The sequence below is a fragment of the Cyanobium sp. WKJ7-Wakatipu genome, assembly GCF_024345355.1.
Taxonomy (GTDB): domain Bacteria; phylum Cyanobacteriota; class Cyanobacteriia; order PCC-6307; family Cyanobiaceae; genus Cyanobium_A; species Cyanobium_A usitatum.
Genome location: NZ_JAGQAY010000024.1, coordinates 21,694 through 36,735, shown reverse-complemented (window position 1 = coordinate 36,735; position 15,042 = coordinate 21,694). Strand labels below are relative to the sequence as shown.

The 15,042-nt window shown below is 63.8% G+C and carries 15 protein-coding genes and 2 tRNA genes; 6 read left to right on the top strand and 11 right to left on the bottom strand.

Annotation, left to right across the window (positions count from 1 at the left end; genetic code table 11):
- Window positions 1–154: 154 nt before the first annotated feature.
- The 4 genes from KBY83_RS12050 to KBY83_RS12030 form a co-directional block, all read right to left on the bottom strand.
- Complete coding sequence (locus tag KBY83_RS12050; protein WP_255019717.1) at window positions 155–589, bottom strand: DUF4440 domain-containing protein; 435 nt, start codon at window positions 587–589, stop codon at window positions 155–157.
- A complete protein-coding gene (mtnC, locus tag KBY83_RS15440; protein WP_315858978.1) occupies window positions 586–1,989 on the bottom strand; it encodes an acireductone synthase in 1,404 nt (467 codons plus the stop codon). The genes KBY83_RS12050 and mtnC overlap by 4 nt, the downstream gene beginning before the upstream one ends.
- A gap of 17 nt (window positions 1,990–2,006) precedes the next feature.
- On the bottom strand, window positions 2,007–2,852 hold the full coding sequence (locus KBY83_RS12035; RefSeq protein ID WP_255019716.1) for a DNA-formamidopyrimidine glycosylase: 846 nt from the start codon (window positions 2,850–2,852) through the stop codon (window positions 2,007–2,009).
- A 108-nt stretch (window positions 2,853–2,960) separates the two neighbouring features.
- A complete protein-coding gene (locus tag KBY83_RS12030) occupies window positions 2,961–3,170 on the bottom strand; it encodes a photosystem I reaction center subunit IV (RefSeq protein WP_106502000.1) in 210 nt (69 codons plus the stop codon).
- A 150-nt stretch (window positions 3,171–3,320) separates the two neighbouring features.
- Between KBY83_RS12030 and KBY83_RS12025 the strand changes: the two genes are divergently transcribed.
- Window positions 3,321–4,361, top strand: coding sequence for a hypothetical protein (locus KBY83_RS12025; protein WP_254942585.1), 1,041 nt, complete (start codon window positions 3,321–3,323; stop codon window positions 4,359–4,361).
- A 77-nt stretch (window positions 4,362–4,438) separates the two neighbouring features.
- Window positions 4,439–5,944, top strand: coding sequence for an ATP-dependent DNA helicase RecQ (locus KBY83_RS12020; RefSeq protein WP_255019714.1), 1,506 nt, complete (start codon window positions 4,439–4,441; stop codon window positions 5,942–5,944).
- A 40-nt stretch (window positions 5,945–5,984) separates the two neighbouring features.
- Here the strand turns inward: KBY83_RS12020 and KBY83_RS12015 are convergent, their stop codons facing one another.
- From KBY83_RS12015 to KBY83_RS12000, 4 genes are all read right to left on the bottom strand, one after another.
- Window positions 5,985–7,481, bottom strand: coding sequence for a LysM peptidoglycan-binding domain-containing protein (locus tag KBY83_RS12015; RefSeq protein WP_255019713.1), 1,497 nt, complete (start codon window positions 7,479–7,481; stop codon window positions 5,985–5,987).
- 129 nt (window positions 7,482–7,610) lie between these two features.
- Window positions 7,611–8,960 carry an aldehyde dehydrogenase family protein gene (locus KBY83_RS12010; protein WP_255019720.1) on the bottom strand — a complete coding sequence of 450 codons (1,350 nt, stop codon included), beginning with the start codon at window positions 8,958–8,960 and terminating at the stop codon, window positions 7,611–7,613.
- A gap of 249 nt (window positions 8,961–9,209) precedes the next feature.
- Window positions 9,210–9,281 (bottom strand) — tRNA-Thr (locus KBY83_RS12005).
- 10 nt (window positions 9,282–9,291) lie between these two features.
- A tRNA-Tyr gene (locus KBY83_RS12000) sits at window positions 9,292–9,373 on the bottom strand.
- Between the two features lie 37 nt (window positions 9,374–9,410).
- Between KBY83_RS12000 and aroQ the strand changes: the two genes are divergently transcribed.
- Genes aroQ through KBY83_RS11985 form a run of 3 tightly spaced genes read left to right on the top strand, consistent with a single transcriptional unit; the run spans window position 9,411 to window position 11,409 of the window.
- Entirely contained in the window at window positions 9,411–9,851 is a 441-nt protein-coding gene (gene aroQ, locus KBY83_RS11995) for a type II 3-dehydroquinate dehydratase (RefSeq protein ID WP_106502002.1), read from the top strand.
- On the top strand, window positions 9,851–10,465 hold the full coding sequence (locus KBY83_RS11990; RefSeq protein ID WP_255019712.1) for a tRNA-(ms[2]io[6]A)-hydroxylase: 615 nt from the start codon (window positions 9,851–9,853) through the stop codon (window positions 10,463–10,465). Before aroQ ends, KBY83_RS11990 begins: the two co-directional genes overlap by 1 nt.
- Before the next feature lie 41 nt (window positions 10,466–10,506).
- Entirely contained in the window at window positions 10,507–11,409 is a 903-nt protein-coding gene (locus KBY83_RS11985; RefSeq protein WP_255019711.1) for a cation diffusion facilitator family transporter, read from the top strand.
- A 15-nt stretch (window positions 11,410–11,424) separates the two neighbouring features.
- Here the strand turns inward: KBY83_RS11985 and KBY83_RS11980 are convergent, their stop codons facing one another.
- Both KBY83_RS11980 and KBY83_RS11975 read right to left on the bottom strand, forming a co-directional pair.
- The gene (locus tag KBY83_RS11980; protein WP_255019710.1) at window positions 11,425–12,585 is read right to left on the bottom strand and encodes an HD-GYP domain-containing protein; all 1,161 of its coding nucleotides are present in this window, start codon (window positions 12,583–12,585) and stop codon (window positions 11,425–11,427) included.
- Between the two features lie 46 nt (window positions 12,586–12,631).
- Entirely contained in the window at window positions 12,632–13,192 is a 561-nt protein-coding gene (locus tag KBY83_RS11975) for an acireductone dioxygenase (protein WP_255019709.1), read from the bottom strand.
- 91 nt (window positions 13,193–13,283) lie between these two features.
- Here KBY83_RS11975 and cobI point away from each other — a divergent pair, with 91 nt between their 5' ends.
- The gene (gene cobI, locus KBY83_RS11970; RefSeq protein WP_255019708.1) at window positions 13,284–14,027 is read left to right on the top strand and encodes a precorrin-2 C(20)-methyltransferase; all 744 of its coding nucleotides are present in this window, start codon (window positions 13,284–13,286) and stop codon (window positions 14,025–14,027) included.
- On the opposite strand, the gene dusB is transcribed toward cobI, so the two are convergent.
- Window positions 14,000–15,025, bottom strand: a complete 1,026-nt coding sequence (gene dusB / locus KBY83_RS11965) for a tRNA dihydrouridine synthase DusB (protein WP_255019707.1) — start codon at window positions 15,023–15,025, stop codon at window positions 14,000–14,002. The genes cobI and dusB overlap by 28 nt on opposite strands.
- Window positions 15,026–15,042 lie beyond the last annotated feature (17 nt).

Here is a 15,042-nt window from a genome sequence, read left to right as displayed (position 1 = left end):
GAGAAAATAGCTCGATGCCAGGTAAAATATTCATCCTAATAAATTGCCCCACCTTCTTGAAAGAGGATGGGTCAGTTTACTCAAAAGCCACCCGTAGGGGTGGCTTTTTTGTTGGTTAAGCTTCTTGCTGGGGCTTGGTGATTAAAAATGACTTTCAGGAACGATGCACGTGGACGTGTTTCCAGGTGCCATCTATTCTCTGCCAAACACGCGTCTCGCAGCAGCTAGAAGTAACCGCTGCTCCGTCGACCATCTTCTGGGTGAGACGGGTGTAGCTCAATACGGCAGCGTCGGGGCTGATCCAGCGAATGTGTGGTCTTGCCATGCTCACCTGTATGGGAGCGGAAGGGCTGCTTGTCGCTGCTGCTGGTAGGTCGAAATAGAATTGATGGAAGGCAAGACCCTCTGCGAGGATTCCATTGGTCTCCGCTTCGAAACAGGTGAGGTCCAAGCTGCAATGGCTCGAATAGGTGAGCCAATCACCGCTTACTACACTTTCAAGCAGGTTTTGGTTGAGGCAGATCAACTGCTGCTCGTTTATCTGCGGTGTCCCGGCTTTGGCATCAATTTCCTTATCGCCTTGGTTCATGGGTTTAGCTCCAGGTCTTGGAATGAGCTGATCCTCTCAAATCGACTCACCGCTTGTGACGGATTGCCTGGGCGGATGCTTAGCAGCACCTGCATGCCGCTCGCAGCCGCCGCCTCGCATTCGGCCAGGGTGTCGCTTATGAACAATATTTGGTGGCTGGCAACATCAAGCGACTCGGCAATCTTTCTGTAGCTGCATTGATCACGCTTGCTGCCCACGCGGGTGTCAAACCAGTTCCCAAATATCTCCCTGAGATCTCCACCACTGCTGTATCTGTAAATCAGCTGTTGGGCTCCAATTGATCCAGACGAATAGACCGCCAATTGAAGTCCTGCTACATGCCACTGCCGCAGGGCGCCTGGTACATCTTCAAAAAGCGGACCCTGAAGTTTGCCGCTCTGATAGCCAATTTCCCAGATCATCCCCTGCAGCTCTTTAAGTGGCGCGAGCTTGCGATCCATCTTGATCAGCCAATGCAGGTACTTCAAAACACCGTCCTTCCCCTCTGATAGGCCCTGCTGCCTCATTGACTGAGCTTCGGGGTCTGGATCTTCCGCCCAGGCTTTTTCTACTTCTGCTAGCAACTCTTGAACCTGTGGGTCCTTGTGTTGCTGGTTCAAAAAGCTGCCGAGATGCTCAGCCGCATAGGGGAAAAGGGTGTCTGATACAAAGCTCACCGGACAGGTGGTGCCCTCAATGTCAAGTAACACATGCCTCACGCCATGCCGTTGCACAACTGCCCTGCCGTGCTGCCTGCCGCTTAGCCCCTCAAGCAATAGTTGGCGCCAGCGTTGCTCCAGCAGGAACTCCAGAATCTCGAGATGTCTTCGAGCTGTTGTCAGATCTTTGCCCCAGGCATAGAGGCCATGGCCCGCTATCAGTAGGCCATAGGGCGCTGCCGCGAGGTGCGGTTCCGCGTTGCCGCGCAGTCGTTCCAGATCCTGATCGTTACCCAGCACTGGAATTGTGACGCTGGTGGCATGGGTGGCCACACCTTCAAGTCCTTTAAGCATCTCCAGGTCTTGCAGCACAAAGAAGGCAGCCCCTGCTTTGGTGGGTGCGTAGTGCTGAGACAGCAGGGTGCCGGCTTGGGAATGGGTGTGCAGCACCGCACCGGCTCCACAGGTCTCCACAAGGGCTAGGTGTAGGGCGGTTTCGGCGCTGGCCCGCCCGGTGCCTTTCACCACCGCCCCAGCAGCATCGACCACGATCAGCTGCTCTGGGGCAACGCTGCCCTTATCCACCCCACTAGGAGCCATCAGCAGCTCCAGCGGCTGCCACCGCAGAACGCAGCTGAAGTTGCCTCCCGTGCCATCGCACCAACCGCGGCGATGAATTGCGGCCATCGTCGCGCTGAGCTGTTGCGCTAACTCGGCAGTTTGTGATGCGGCGGTTTCCACGCAAGCTTGCGGTTGGTTCAATGCTGGCAGCTCGGGCACCAGTGGCTGCTCCGCCCGCCGAGTTTCTCTCGTTGAATGGGGGTGTGGCAGCGGCGGCAGGGTTCGCCACCACGCCTGTAGACCCAGGCCACGCCACCGTAATTGCCGTTGTTGCCCTTGAGGTCGCGGAAGTCGCTGAAGGTTGTGCCGCCGGCGCCGATGCTGGTTTCAAGCACCTCCACCAGCGCCTGGCGCAGGCGCTCCAGCTGCGAGACGCCAAGGCTGCCGCTGCTGGTGGCGGGCCGAATACCTGCAGCAAACAGGGACTCATCGGCGTAGATGTTGCCCACCCCCGCCACAAGCGCCTGATCCAGCAGGGCATTTTTGATTGGCCGCCTCGAGCCCCGCAGCCGCTCGGCCAGGTAGTCCGCGTTGAAGGCTGGGCTGAACGGTTCGGGGCCCAGCCGCCCCAGGCCCGTGATTACCGAGTCCAACGGTGCGCCGGGAGGTACCCACCACATCTGGCCGAAGCTGCGGGTGTCTACGAACCGCAGCTCCTGATTGCCGGCAGCAAACAGTTGCACGCGGGTGTGGGAGCAGGCCGGTTTCGGGGTTTCCAGCCAAAGGAATTGGCCGGTCATGCGCAAATGCACGCCCCAGCTGCCAGCCTCCTCCCCCCCTCGACTGAGCTGGCTCATCAGATATTTGCCACGTCGAGACCAGGTGCCAACTCGGCAACCGCACAAGGCCGCAGCGAATGCAGCGGGGTTGACCGGGCTCGCTATGGCCCTAGCCCGATGCACCTCAACCCTGCTGATCTCAAAGCCTTGGGTCTGCTGCTCGAGACCCCGCCGCACGGTTTCAACTTCAGGTAATTCCGGCATTGCCTTAGGCGCTTGCCCAGCAAAATGCCCGCGCAACCAAAAGTTGCACGGGCTTTAGAGAGGCCTGGGAATCGTCCTGCAAATTTGATCCCAAGAGGCTGATGCGGTTCAGGCCTTTTGGAGTTCGCTCTCGGCGAAGTTGTTGGTGTTGATGCCGCCTTCAGAGCCGCTGTAGCCGTTGTAGTTCACCTTTTCAAAGCGAACCACCACGGGGTAGCGGATGCCGGAAGTGTCGATCGAAGCGACGGTGCCGACTTCGTTAAACCAGTAAGACTCGGGGCGCTTGATGCGCACCTTGTCGCCGCGGGAGATTGCCATCGCTGCGCTTTAGATCGGGTGGCTGCCAGAGCGAAGATACCCGCGCAGGAGGTGGGCTTCACCAAGGGCGTCACGATTCGTCGCCCTTGGTGAGACGTTGGCTGCCCATGGCACCATCGACTGCACAGCAGCCCGTCCTTTCCCATGGCCATGGACCCGATGGAGGTCCCGGCGCCGCCGGTGCTCAACCTCGAGCTGCCCGACCCCGAAAGCGACACCATCAGCACGATGGAATTTCTGGCCAGGCTTGAAGAAGCCTGGGCCGTGTGCGACCGCTTTGACCTGCAGACCGAAATCTGGCGCGGGCGGATTTTGGCGGCGGTGCGGGACCGGGAGAAGCGCGGCGGCGAAGGGCGAGGCACGGGCTTCCTGCAGTGGCTGCGGGAGCGGGAAATCAGCAAGACCCGGGCCTACACCTTGATCCAGCTGGCTGAGTCGGCTGAGAGCTTGGTGGGTGGCGGCCTGCTTGAGGAAACCAGCGTCAACAACTTTTCGAAGCGGGCCTTTCTGGAGACTGCCCAGGCCGACCCGGAGGTGCAGCAGATGATCAGCGAGGCGGCCAATGAGGGTCAGCAGATCACCCGCAAGCAAGTGCGCCGTCTTAGTGATGAGTTCACAGCCGCCACCAGCCCCCTTTTGCCCGAGGAGATCCGCCAGCGCACAGCTGACAATCTCCTGCCACCGCGGGCTGTGGCTCCACTGGTGAAGGAGCTGGCCAAGTTGCCAGAAGACCAGCAGGAGGACCTGCGCAAGGTGTTGCGCGAAGAGCCGGAGCTGGAGCGAGTCAAGGAGGTGACCTGCACGGCCCGTTGGTTGAGCAAGGCGGCGGAGGCAGCTCTGGCGGTGAGGGCGTTTCAGCAGGGGGAGCTGGATTTCGAGAAGGCGCTGCAGGAGGCTCAACGTCTCGATGCCCTGGGCTTGCTGGCCGATGCGGTGGGCCAGGCCCAGGCCCTTGAGAGTGCCGTGCTGAAGCTGCACACCAGCTGGCGGCGGCTCGGGGGCCTGCAGGAGCGCCTCTGGGTGGAGAGCGGCAGCAGCACGCCCCACCTGCGCGAACTGCTCACTGCCTTGCAGTCGCTCAGCGGCAGCACCCTGCGGGTGTCCCTGGGGGAGTTGGCGGGGGGCAAGCGGGTGCGCTTGCAACTAGTGGAGGAGTCACCGGAGCAGCTACCGCCACCACCCCTGCCATGACCACCCCTGCCAAGACCGGCCCCTAGCACCGCATCTGGTGGCCGCTATGGTCAGTGAGCACTACGGGTAGGGCCCAATTGCCTTCTGGCCCCGCTGATCCCCTGGCGCTGGCCCTGGAGCGCCATTTCGGCTGGTCCGATTTCCGTCCCGGTCAGCGGCCGGTGGTGGAGGCCCTGCTGGCCGGCCAGGACTGCCTGGCGGTGCTGCCCACTGGCGGTGGCAAGTCGCTTTGTTATCAGCTGCCCGCCTTGGTGCGTGGTGGGCTGGTGCTGGTGATTTCACCCCTGGTTGCCCTGATGCAGGACCAGGTGAGCCAGTTGCAACGCCGAGGCATCCCTGCAGCCTGCCTGCATGGCGGCCTGGCCTTGCCGGAGCGGCGCCAGCTGCTGCAGCGGCTGCGCGATCACAGGCTGCGGCTGCTTTATCTGGCCCCGGAGCGGCTGCAGGGGGAAGCCACCCGCCAGCTGCTCGACGACGTTCTGGAGAGCGGCCAGCTGGTGGCGCTTGCGGTGGACGAGGCCCACTGCATCAGTGCCTGGGGCCATGATTTCCGCCCCGACTACCGCCGCCTAGGCCAATTGCGGGCTCAGTGCCCCGGGGTGCCCCTAGTGGCGCTCAGCGCCACCGCAGCCCCCCAGGTGCGGGCCGACATCATTCGCCTGCTGCAGCTGCGGCGACCGTTGATCCAGGTGCGTTCGGCCCGCCGCACCAACCTGGTGTACGGCATGCAGGTGCGCCCGCCCGATCCCCTGCCCCTGGTGCTGGCGGAGCTGGGGGCATCCCGGGGCGCGGTGCTGATCTATGCGCGCACCCGCCGCTCGGTGGAGCAATGGGCGGCTCGCTTGACAGGGGTCGGGGTGGAGGCGATCGCGTATCACGCCGGCATGGACCCCGAAAGCCGCCAGCTTGCCCTGGAGCATTTCCAGCTGCAGCCGCGGCCGGTGCTGGTGGCCACCGTGGCCTTCGGCATGGGAGTGGACCGATCGGATGTGGGACTAGTGCTGCACCTGGACCTGCCGGCCAGTCCGGAGGGTTATCTGCAGGAATCGGGCCGGGCCGGCCGGGATGGGGAACTGGCGCGCTGTCTGGTGCTCTACGACCCGGCTGATCGCACCAGCTTGGGCTGGGCAATTCGGGGCGTGGGGGGCCAGCGCCAGCAGGACCAGCAACGGCTGGAGCTGGCCCAGCAACAATTGCGGCGGATGGAAGCGGTGGCGGAGGGCGAGGGTTGCCGGGAGCAGGCGCTGCTGCTGGCCGTAGGGGAACTGGCGGCCGCCTGCGGCCGTTGCGATAACTGCCGTAGTCCCCGTGAAAGTCGGGATTGGTCTGTTGAGGCGCACCAGGCGCTGGAGGTGCTGGAGCTTCGTCCCGGCCGCGATCTACGCAACCTGGCTGAGGAGCTCGCATCCGCCGTGTCGGTTGAGCAGCGACAGCAGCAAGAAGCGAGCTGGGGGTGGCTGCTGCGGCGGCTGGCCCAGGAGGAATTGCTCAGCGAAAGCGATGACGGCGCCCAGCGTCTCTATCTGCGCGCCTCGGGCCGGCGCTACGTGCGCCAGCCCTGGCCACTTCACTGGGCTGCCTGACTGGGCAGCCTGATTGGTGGTGCTTGGCTAGCCGGTTGGATTAGCTGGCCCGGGCTTTGCAGATATCGCTGATTAGCTGCTCCTCAAAGTCGCTCTGGGGTGCATCCCAGCTTTTCCATTGGCCTGATTGGCTGGTGGCATTGAGCTTGCGGGCTCCGCAGTTGACTGCCAAATAAACGGGCTTGCCATCGCTATTGAGGGTTGGGGCTACAAAACTGCCCCCCATGGGCTGCCAGTTGGCCCAGTCCACCTGCAGCGGGCCGTAGCTGCGCCAGTCGGGACCCTGAGGCTTGCTGCTGCTGGGCTTGCTGCCAGTGCTCGGCCGGCTGGCGGGGGAGGTGGTTGCGGTAGTCGAAGTGGTTGAGGCTTTGGCGATCGGCGTGGCAACGACTGGGGAGGGCTTCGGAGTCGGTTGGATTTTCGGTTGGACCGCCGCTTGTACGACTGGTTGTACAGCGGGTTGTACAGCCCTCTCGGCAGCCTTTTGCACTGGCTGTTGAACAGCTTGTTGAACAGGTTGTTGTATGGCCTGTTGTATGGGCTGCTGAACGGTGGGTGTGGGCCGGGGAGTGGGTGTGGGTGCTGGCGTTTTCACGGCCACTGGTGTTGTTACTGGCGTTGCAGTCGCGGTTGCCGTTGGGGTTGCCACTGCAGTTGCAGTTGCCACCGGCTTGGGATTGGGTTTGGCCTGGGGTTTGGTCTGCGGTTTGGCTTGGGCGGCGGCGGGCTTTGGAGTGGCTGGCTTTGGAGTGGCCTTCACCGGAGGCGGGGCCTGCAGTTTCAGGCGGGCGCCGGACACCACCAGATCGGGGTCGTCGATTTTGTTGATGGCAACCAGCCGCTCAACCGGCAGCCCATAGCTGTCGGCGATGGTGGAGAGACTCTCACCGCTGCGCACCACGTGTTCCTTGGCGTTGCGCGGGGCCGCTGTGCTGCGGGGGGCGGCCGATGAGGACGGACGCCCAGGGATGGCCAGGCGTGTTCCCGCCACCACCAGATTTGGATTGCTGATCCCGTTTAACTGAATCAGGCGCTCAGTGCTCGTGCCAAAGCGATCGGCGATTTCTGAGATGGTTTCACCGCTTTTCACCGTGTAAGGGGCGGTGGGCAGCTCGCGGGGAGCGGCGGCCGCAGTTGCCCGGCGAGATCCAGGTAGCACCAGCTTTTGGCCTGCTACCACCATGTCGGGGTTGGTGATGCCGTTGGCCTGCATCAACTGGTTCAGGCTGATCCCCTGGCGATCGGCGATGTCCGAAAGGGTGTCTCCGGGCTGGACGGTGACACTGGCGCCCCTGGAGCTCCCAGCGCCAGCGGCGCTACTGCCTGGCAGCCGCAAGCTCTGGCCCGCCACCACCAGGTTGGGGTTGGTGATGCCATTGGCCTGCATCAGTCGGGTGAGGCTGACGCCGTGGCGGTCGGCAATTTCCGAGAGGGTTTCGCCTGGCTTTACCACCACGTTTGCCAGGGCTGCCGCAGGGGCCAGACCCGGGAAGGGCAACACCATCGCTAGGGCCAGGGCGGCAAGGGAGCGACGCATCGGCACCACGTGTAGGTACGGGAACGTTAAGGGCGTTGCCTCGTCCCATCCAGTCCCCGGATCGCTTTCGGGGCATCAAAGCTTCTGATCGCCCTGCCTTCGCCCCCCACCCCCATCGCCGTGCCCCAGTTAGCCCAGCAGCCACTTCACCAGGGCCAACTTGCCCGCATAGGGGGGGTAGCGGAAGGGCAGATCCAGCCAGAAAGGGCGCCGCAGCACCGTGCGCCGGTGCGAAAAGGTGAGAAAGCCAGCTTCGCCGTGGTAGCTGCCCATGCCGCTTTCGCCGACGCCGCCTAAGGGCAGGGCCGCCCCACTCGCCTGCATCACTACATCGTTGAAGCAGACGCCACCGGAGCTGGTGGTGTCCAGGGTGCGCTGCTGGGCGGCTCGATCGTGGCTAAACAGATAGAGAGCAAGGGGCTTGGGCCTTGCCCTCACCTCGGCTAGGGCCGCTTCCAGGTTGGCTACTGCCAGCACGGGCAGGATTGGGCCAAACAGCTCCTCCTGCATCAGCGGATCGTCGCCGGATTCGATTGCTACCAAGGTGGGTTCGATGCGCCGGCGGCTGGGATCGCTGCGCCCCCCAGCCAGCACCTGGCCGCGGCTGCGGGCTCCCGCCAGCAGGGCCTCCAGTCGCTGGAACTGGGCTTCATTGACGATGGAGCCCATGTCCTCGCTGGCGAGGGGATCGCTGCCGTAGAAGCGCTGCCATTCGGCAGCGATAGCTGCAACTAGAGCTTCCCGCACGGCTGGTTGCACCAGCAGGTGGTTGGGCGCGATGCAGGTTTGACCAGCATTGAGACCCTTGCCCCAGGCCAGGCGCTTGGCGCTGGTGGCGATGTCGGCATCGGCAAGCACGATCGCCGGACTCTTGCCGCCCAGCTCCAGGGTCACGGGGGTGAGATGGCGGGCGGCGGCGGCCATCACCAGCCGGCCGACCCGGCCGCCCCCGGTGAAAAGGATGTGGTCAAACTGCTGCTCCAGCAGCTCGGCTGCCACGGCCCCATCGCCAGTGACCACCTGCACCACTTCGGCAGGAAAGGCCAGGGGTAGGCAGCGGGCCAGGAGTGCGGAGATGTGGGGCGCATGCTCTGAGGGCTTGATCACGGCCGTGTTGCCAGCCGCAAGGGCGCTCACCAGCGGGCGCAGGCAGAGATGGAATGGGTAGTTCCAGGGGCCGATGATCAACACGCAGCCCAGAGGTTCGGTTTGCACCCAGGCCTGGCCGGGCCGCAGGGCCAGATCCAGCCCAATCGGCCGCGGTGCCATCCAGCGCTTCAGCTGACGCCGGGTGAGGGTCAGCTCCTGACGCACCGCTATCAGCTCAAAGGTGGCCTCGAGGGGCGGTTTGCCTAGGTCGGCCGCCAAGGCTTCGAGCACTGCCGTCTCCTGATCGCGCAGCAGGCCTTCCAGGCGATCTAGCTGCTCCAGCCGCCAGGCCAGGCTGCGGGTGAGGCCCGTGCTGACGGCTGCCCGCATTGCCGCGATCGGCGTGGCCAGGAGCGGGGTGGCGCTTGGGGCGGAGGTCAAGGGGCAGGCCGCGTGTCAGCCCAAGCTGGCAAATTGCTTGATGCTTCGGTTGCTCAGAGCCAGGCCAGCGCCTGCAGCATCTTGCAAAGCAGCTGCAGGAACATGACCTGGTCTTCCACGATCAGGCAGCGAAGGGTCAGCCAAATGCAGCCGGTGTACCACTGTGCTTGAGGAGCGGTGCCAGCCCCTCTTTTTGTAAGCCCTTGACGAGATTTGAACTCGTGACCTCTCCCTTACCAAGGGAGTGCTCTACCACTGAGCTACAAGGGCATGTGGAAGGTGGGCCGGGTTGGATTTGAACCAACGTAGGCAGAGCCAGCGGATTTACAGTCCGCCCCCATTAACCACTCGGGCACCGACCCGAACCACACCCGAAGAACTTACCAGCCGACCTTCTCCATGCAGCTGCTCGCTCTCCACGGTCCCAATCTCAACCTGCTGGGCACCCGCGAGCCTGGTGTTTATGGCAGTCAGACCCTTGATCAGGTCAACGCTGAGCTGGAGAGTCGCGCCCAGGCCCTGGGGGCGGCTATCAGCTGCTTTCAAAGCAACCATGAAGGCGCCTTGGTGGATCGCATCCACGAGGGCCGCGGGAGTGTAGATGGCATTTTGATCAATGCCGGCGCTTACACCCACAGCTCAATTGCCCTGCGCGATGCCCTGCTGGGGGTGGCGATTCCCTTCGTGGAATTGCACTTGAGCAACACCCACGCCCGCGAGCCGTTTCGGCACCATTCCACCCTGGCCGATAAGGCCCTGGGCGTGATCTGTGGCTTTGGGCCGCTCAGTTACACCCTGGCCCTGGAGGGCCTGGTGGCCCACCTGCGAGCCCAGCCTTGATGGCCCGGGTGAAGTGGTTGGCGGCCCCATCCAGCCCCGCCTGGCTGGAGCAGGCGATTGCCCAGCCAGAGCTGCTGTTGATTGACCACGCCCACTGCGAGCGCAAGGCTGCCGGCGTAGCCCTACAGCTGATGTTTCGTTATCCCAGCGAGGTTGGCTTGGCGGCCGCCCTTAGCCCCCTGGCACGGGAGGAGTTGGAGCACTTTGAGCAGGTGCTGCAATTGCTGCAACGGCGCGGCGCAGCCCTGCGCTCCCTGCCGGCCCCGGCTTACGGCTCGGCCCTCACGGCTCAGGTGCGCAAGGGCGAACCCCAGCGCATGCTCGATTCCTTTTTGGTGGCTGGCTTGATTGAGGCTCGCAGCCATGAGCGCATGGCCCTGCTGGCGGCCCATAGCCCCGATGCCGAGCTGCGAGAGCTGTATGGAGAGCTGCTGGCTAGCGAAGCGCGCCATTTCGGCCTCTACTGGCTGCTCTGCGAAGAGCGCTTCGGCCGCGAGGCCACGGTGGAGCGGCTGCAGGAGCTGGCGGCGGCGGAAGTCGCAGCCCTCACAGGCGATCTCGCCGCCGCAGACCAGGTGCGCATGCACTCGGTGGGGATTGATTTGGTGAGCTGACTTCGGCAGACAGCACCGCCCACCCGAACTACAAAAGGTTTATGAGCCATCCAGCGGTGGGCCGCCAGCGGCTGCCACGCCACATCCAGCACGAACACAGAGATGGCAATCCGGCGGCCTTTCGCTGGAGTGTGCTGCTCAACAGCGGCCTCTCCGCTTTACAGCTGGCCATTGGCATCGGCTTTGGCTCTTTGGCCCTGATCGGCGATGCCCTGCACAACCTCGGCGATGTGGCGGGGTTGCTGCTGGGCTGGGGGGCTGAGCGCCTCAGCGCCCTGCCCGCCAACAGGCAATTCACCTACGGATTTGGCCGCAGCACCCAGCTGGCTTCGATGATCAACGCGGCCTTGATCTTGATGGCATCCGCCGTTGTGATCGTTGAGGGCGTGCAAAGACTGGCCAAGCCGGTGGAGCTAACCCCTGGCCCGGTGGCGGTGGCGGCCCTGTTGGGCATTGCGGTGAACCTGGGCTCGGCCCGTTTGTTTGGCCACAACCACAGCCACGATCTCAACCGCCGAGCTGCGGTGGTGCACCTGCTTACCGATGCGGCGGTGAGTGCTGCGGTGCTGGTCAGCGCCCTGTTGATTCAGTTCACCGGCATTCACTGGCTTGATCCCTTCACCGGTATTGGCGTGGGCTTGGCCGTGGCCTGGACCGGCTGGACCCTGCTGCGTCAGTCGGTGCTGGTGAGCCTCGATGGGATCCCGCCAGGCATCGATCGAGATGCGGTGGAACGCACCTTGGCCGAGCTGCCAGGGGTAGCGGCGGTGCATCACATTCATATTTGGGGCATGAGCACCTCCCAAACGGCCCTGACGGCACACCTCCTGCGCGACCCCCAGCAGGTAGACGACATGGCTCTGCTGCATAGAGCAAAAGCTGAGTTGGCCCAGTTGGGCATCGATCATTCGACCCTCCAGTTAGAGCCCCTGCAACTTGATTAAGACCGGAGCATTAGCTCAGCTGTCTTTGAACCGGTCGCGGATGGTGTTGACCTCCGGGAGATGGCACTTCAGAGCCTGAACGCAATCGCCATCGAGCTTGCCCCTTTCAACCAAGCGCTCCAGCTCACAAATGGCCGCCTCCACAGACCAGGGCTCTTTATAAGGCCGGTGACTCGTGAGGGCGTCGAGAATGTCGGCGACGGCGATGATCCTGGCCTCTAGGGCGATCTCGGCTCCTTTAAGCCCATTGGGGTAGCCGCTGCCATCGAGACACTCGTGGTGCCCGGCCACCACGTTGCGCATCACCTGGGAGTCGGGCAGGGTATTAAGTCCGAATTCGCCGATCATGCGCTCCAGCACGTCAATACCCTTTTGAACATGGGTATTCATCAGGGCTCGCTCTTCAGTGTTTAGACCGCCGGACTTAAGCAAAATACTGTCGGGAATGCCAATTTTGCCAATGTCATGTAATGGCGCAAATAAGTAAAGGTGCTCAATATATTCATCGCTTAAGTCGTAGCGAGGGGCTAACTCCCTGGCGATTAGGCGGGAGTAGTGAGCCATGCGCTCAAGATGATTGCCGGTTTCAAAGTCGCGGAGGCTGGCAAATTCGCGAGCAACCTGAGCAGATGTGGTGATCGAGCGAACTAAATTTAATTCATTTGAGATTGTCAGGCTGATAAGGGTGTTGTAAACCTCAAGGCTGCGCTGAACTTTTTTGCTAAAAGCAGCTGGCTTCAATGAGTCGTAGAAAAGGAAGCCGATAAACTCCTGCCTCTCGTATAGGGGCACGGTGAAGGAGGAGCGGTAGCCCTCGTTTAGGAGCCATTGGGAGTGGGGATTGGCAGCATTTACGACATCGGCGATTTCATCCAAAATCCGAACGCTACGGCTAGCCGCTAAGCCGCTGAGGGAGGCGCTTTCGGAAAGGCAAAACTCATATCCCTTGATGGCTACGCCCTGGCGAGTGCTATGCACAAAGGTTCTGAGCATGTCATCGCTGGGTTCGTAGAGAGCGCAGGCGATGCGATCTACGTCAGGAACCTGCTCTAACAATTGCTCGTGCAGCTGGCGCAGCCTGAAATTGAGGTCATCGCCAACTTGACGGATCAGGCTGACAGCTTCCTTGTTCCTCTCGGGCTCGGTGGGGGCGAGATGGCTGGCCGGAAATGTCATTTCGAGAGAAAACCCTATCTGTTTCTTTTCAGCTTCAATCCCAACTCTAAGCGCCTAAATCGTCGAGGCGGGGGTAGTGGTCGGCGATTTGGTCGCCGGTAAATTCGGCCACCCAGCCTGCGGGGTTGTCGAAGAAGCGCAGGGCACAGAAATGGGGTTCTGGACCCATGTCAAACCAGTGCTTCGTGCCAGCGGGTACGGAAATCCAGTCGCCCGCTTCACAGAGCAGCTGCAGCACCACATCGCCAATGTGCAGGCAGAAAAGGCCGCGGCCCTCAACGAAAAAGCGCACCTCGTCTTCGCTGTGGGTGTGCTCGGCCAGAAACTTCTGGCGCAGGGCCTGGCGGTCGGGATGGTTTGGTGTGAGGCGAATCGCATCCACGGTGGGGTAGGAACCACCGGCCTGCACTCGGGCGATTTCGGTGGCGTAGACGGCCAGGATCGCGGCCGGATCGGCCTCCGGGGCCAGGCCGCCCTGGACTTGCCAGCGCTCAAAGCCAATGCCCATTGGCGCCAGGGTGGCGGCGATTGCGGCCGGATCGCTGCTGCTGAGGTTTGGCGAGGCTGATGCGGCTGGGCCGGTGCCAAATACCTGCAGAAGAGTCATCGGGCTAGATCACGGGCTCCTCCCAGCCTAGAAAGGCTGCAGCAGCAGGCCACTCGTGTTTTCGGCAGAATTTCCGGGAGCCCTGGCGCCGGTGGCAGGCCTCACCCTGGTAGGAGTTGGCCCCGGTGATCCCCAGCTGCTCACCGTGGCGGCGGTGCTGGCAATTAGGGCCGCGGCGGTGGTCGCCTACCCGGTGGCCCGGCTCGCGGCGGAGGGAATGGCGGCCCAGATCGCCGCCCCCTGGATTGGCCCCGAGCAACGGCGCCTACCGCTGCTGTTTCCGATGGTGAGCGAGGCGGAGCCGCGCCGCCAGGCCTGGCATGCCGCCGCCGCTGCCCTGGCCGCTGAGGTGGCTGCTGGCCAGGCCGTGGTGTTGTTGTGCGAGGGGGACGCCTCCCTCTATGCCAGCGCCTCCTACGCCCTGTTGGCCCTGGCGGAGCGCCATCCCAGTTGTCCGGTGGCGGTGATCCCCGGCATCACGGCGGTGGCCGCCGCCGCCGCGGCTGCCTCCTCCCAGGGGTTGCCCTGGCCGCTGGCCCTGCAGCAGGACGCCCTGCTGATTCTCCCCACCCCCGACGATCCCGCCCAGCTCGAGGCGCTGCTGGCTGAGGCGGCGGCAGCGGCCACGGTGCTGGCCCTGCTCAAGCTCGGCCACCGCTGGGCCTGGGTGCGGCCCCTGCTGGAGCAGCGCAACCTGCTGGCAGGGGCCTTGTTTGCCCAGCGGGTGGGCTGGCCCGACCAGCTACTGGCGCCGGCGGCCGAGGTGCCCGCCGATGAACAGCCCTACTTTTCGCTACTGCTCATTCGTCAGAGCTGGCCAGAGGTGCTGCCCTGAACGGCGGCCTCCGCTCGCTGCAGCAGCTCCAGGGCTGCGCCCGGGGTGGGCGCCCGCATCAGGGCGTGGCGCAGTTGGGGGGCGCCGGCGAAGCCCTGGCAGGTCCAGCCCATGTGCTTGCGGGCGATCAGCAGGCCATGGTCGCCCTTGGCCGCCACCAGGGACTGAAGCTGCTCCGCCGCCAGGGCGAGGCGCTCGAGGGCGCCGGGGGTGGCTGGGATGGGCCGGCCGCTGAGCTCCGCATCGATCTGGCCCACCAGCCAGGGTGCCCCCATGGTGCCCCGGCCCACCATCACCCCATCAGCGCCCGTCTGCTCTAGGCAGCGCACCGCATCCTCGGGGCTGTTGATGTCGCCATTGGCGATCACCGGTATGGCCAGGGCGGCCTTCACCGCCGCGATGGCGGCCCAGTCGGCCTGACCCTTGAAGCCCTGTTCGCGGCTGCGGCCGTGCAGGGTGAGCAGCTGGGCACCGGCATTTTCGAGCCGCTGGCACCAGCTCACCGCATCGCTGCCATCGCACCAGCCCAGCCGCGTTTTCACCGTCACCGGGAGAGCTACGGCCGCGGCCACGCTTTCCACCAGGCGGGCCGCCAGCTCGGGATCGCGAATCAGGCCGCTACCGCCGCCTTTCTTGGCGATCTTCTTCACCGGGCAGCCCATATTGATGTCGATCAGAAAGGCGCCGGCGGCCTCGGCCCGCTTGGCCGCATCGGCCATGGCGGCGGGCCGGTAATCAAACAGCTGCACACCGATCGGGCCGGCCTCGCTGCCCAGCTCCTCCACCTTCTGCAGCCCGAAGCCCAGCTCCAGGCTGGTGGCGTTCACCATCTCGGTGAACAGCAGGGCATCGGGCGCCCAGCGCCGCACCAGGCCGCGAAAAATCCGATCGCTCACCCCCGCCAGCGGCGACTGCAGCGCGCGGCAGCGCAGGGCGCGGGGCGTGCCGTTGCCAGAGAGCTGCAGGGGCAGAGCGGTGATCGCTGAACCAGTGATCATGGTGAACCGATTGTGAT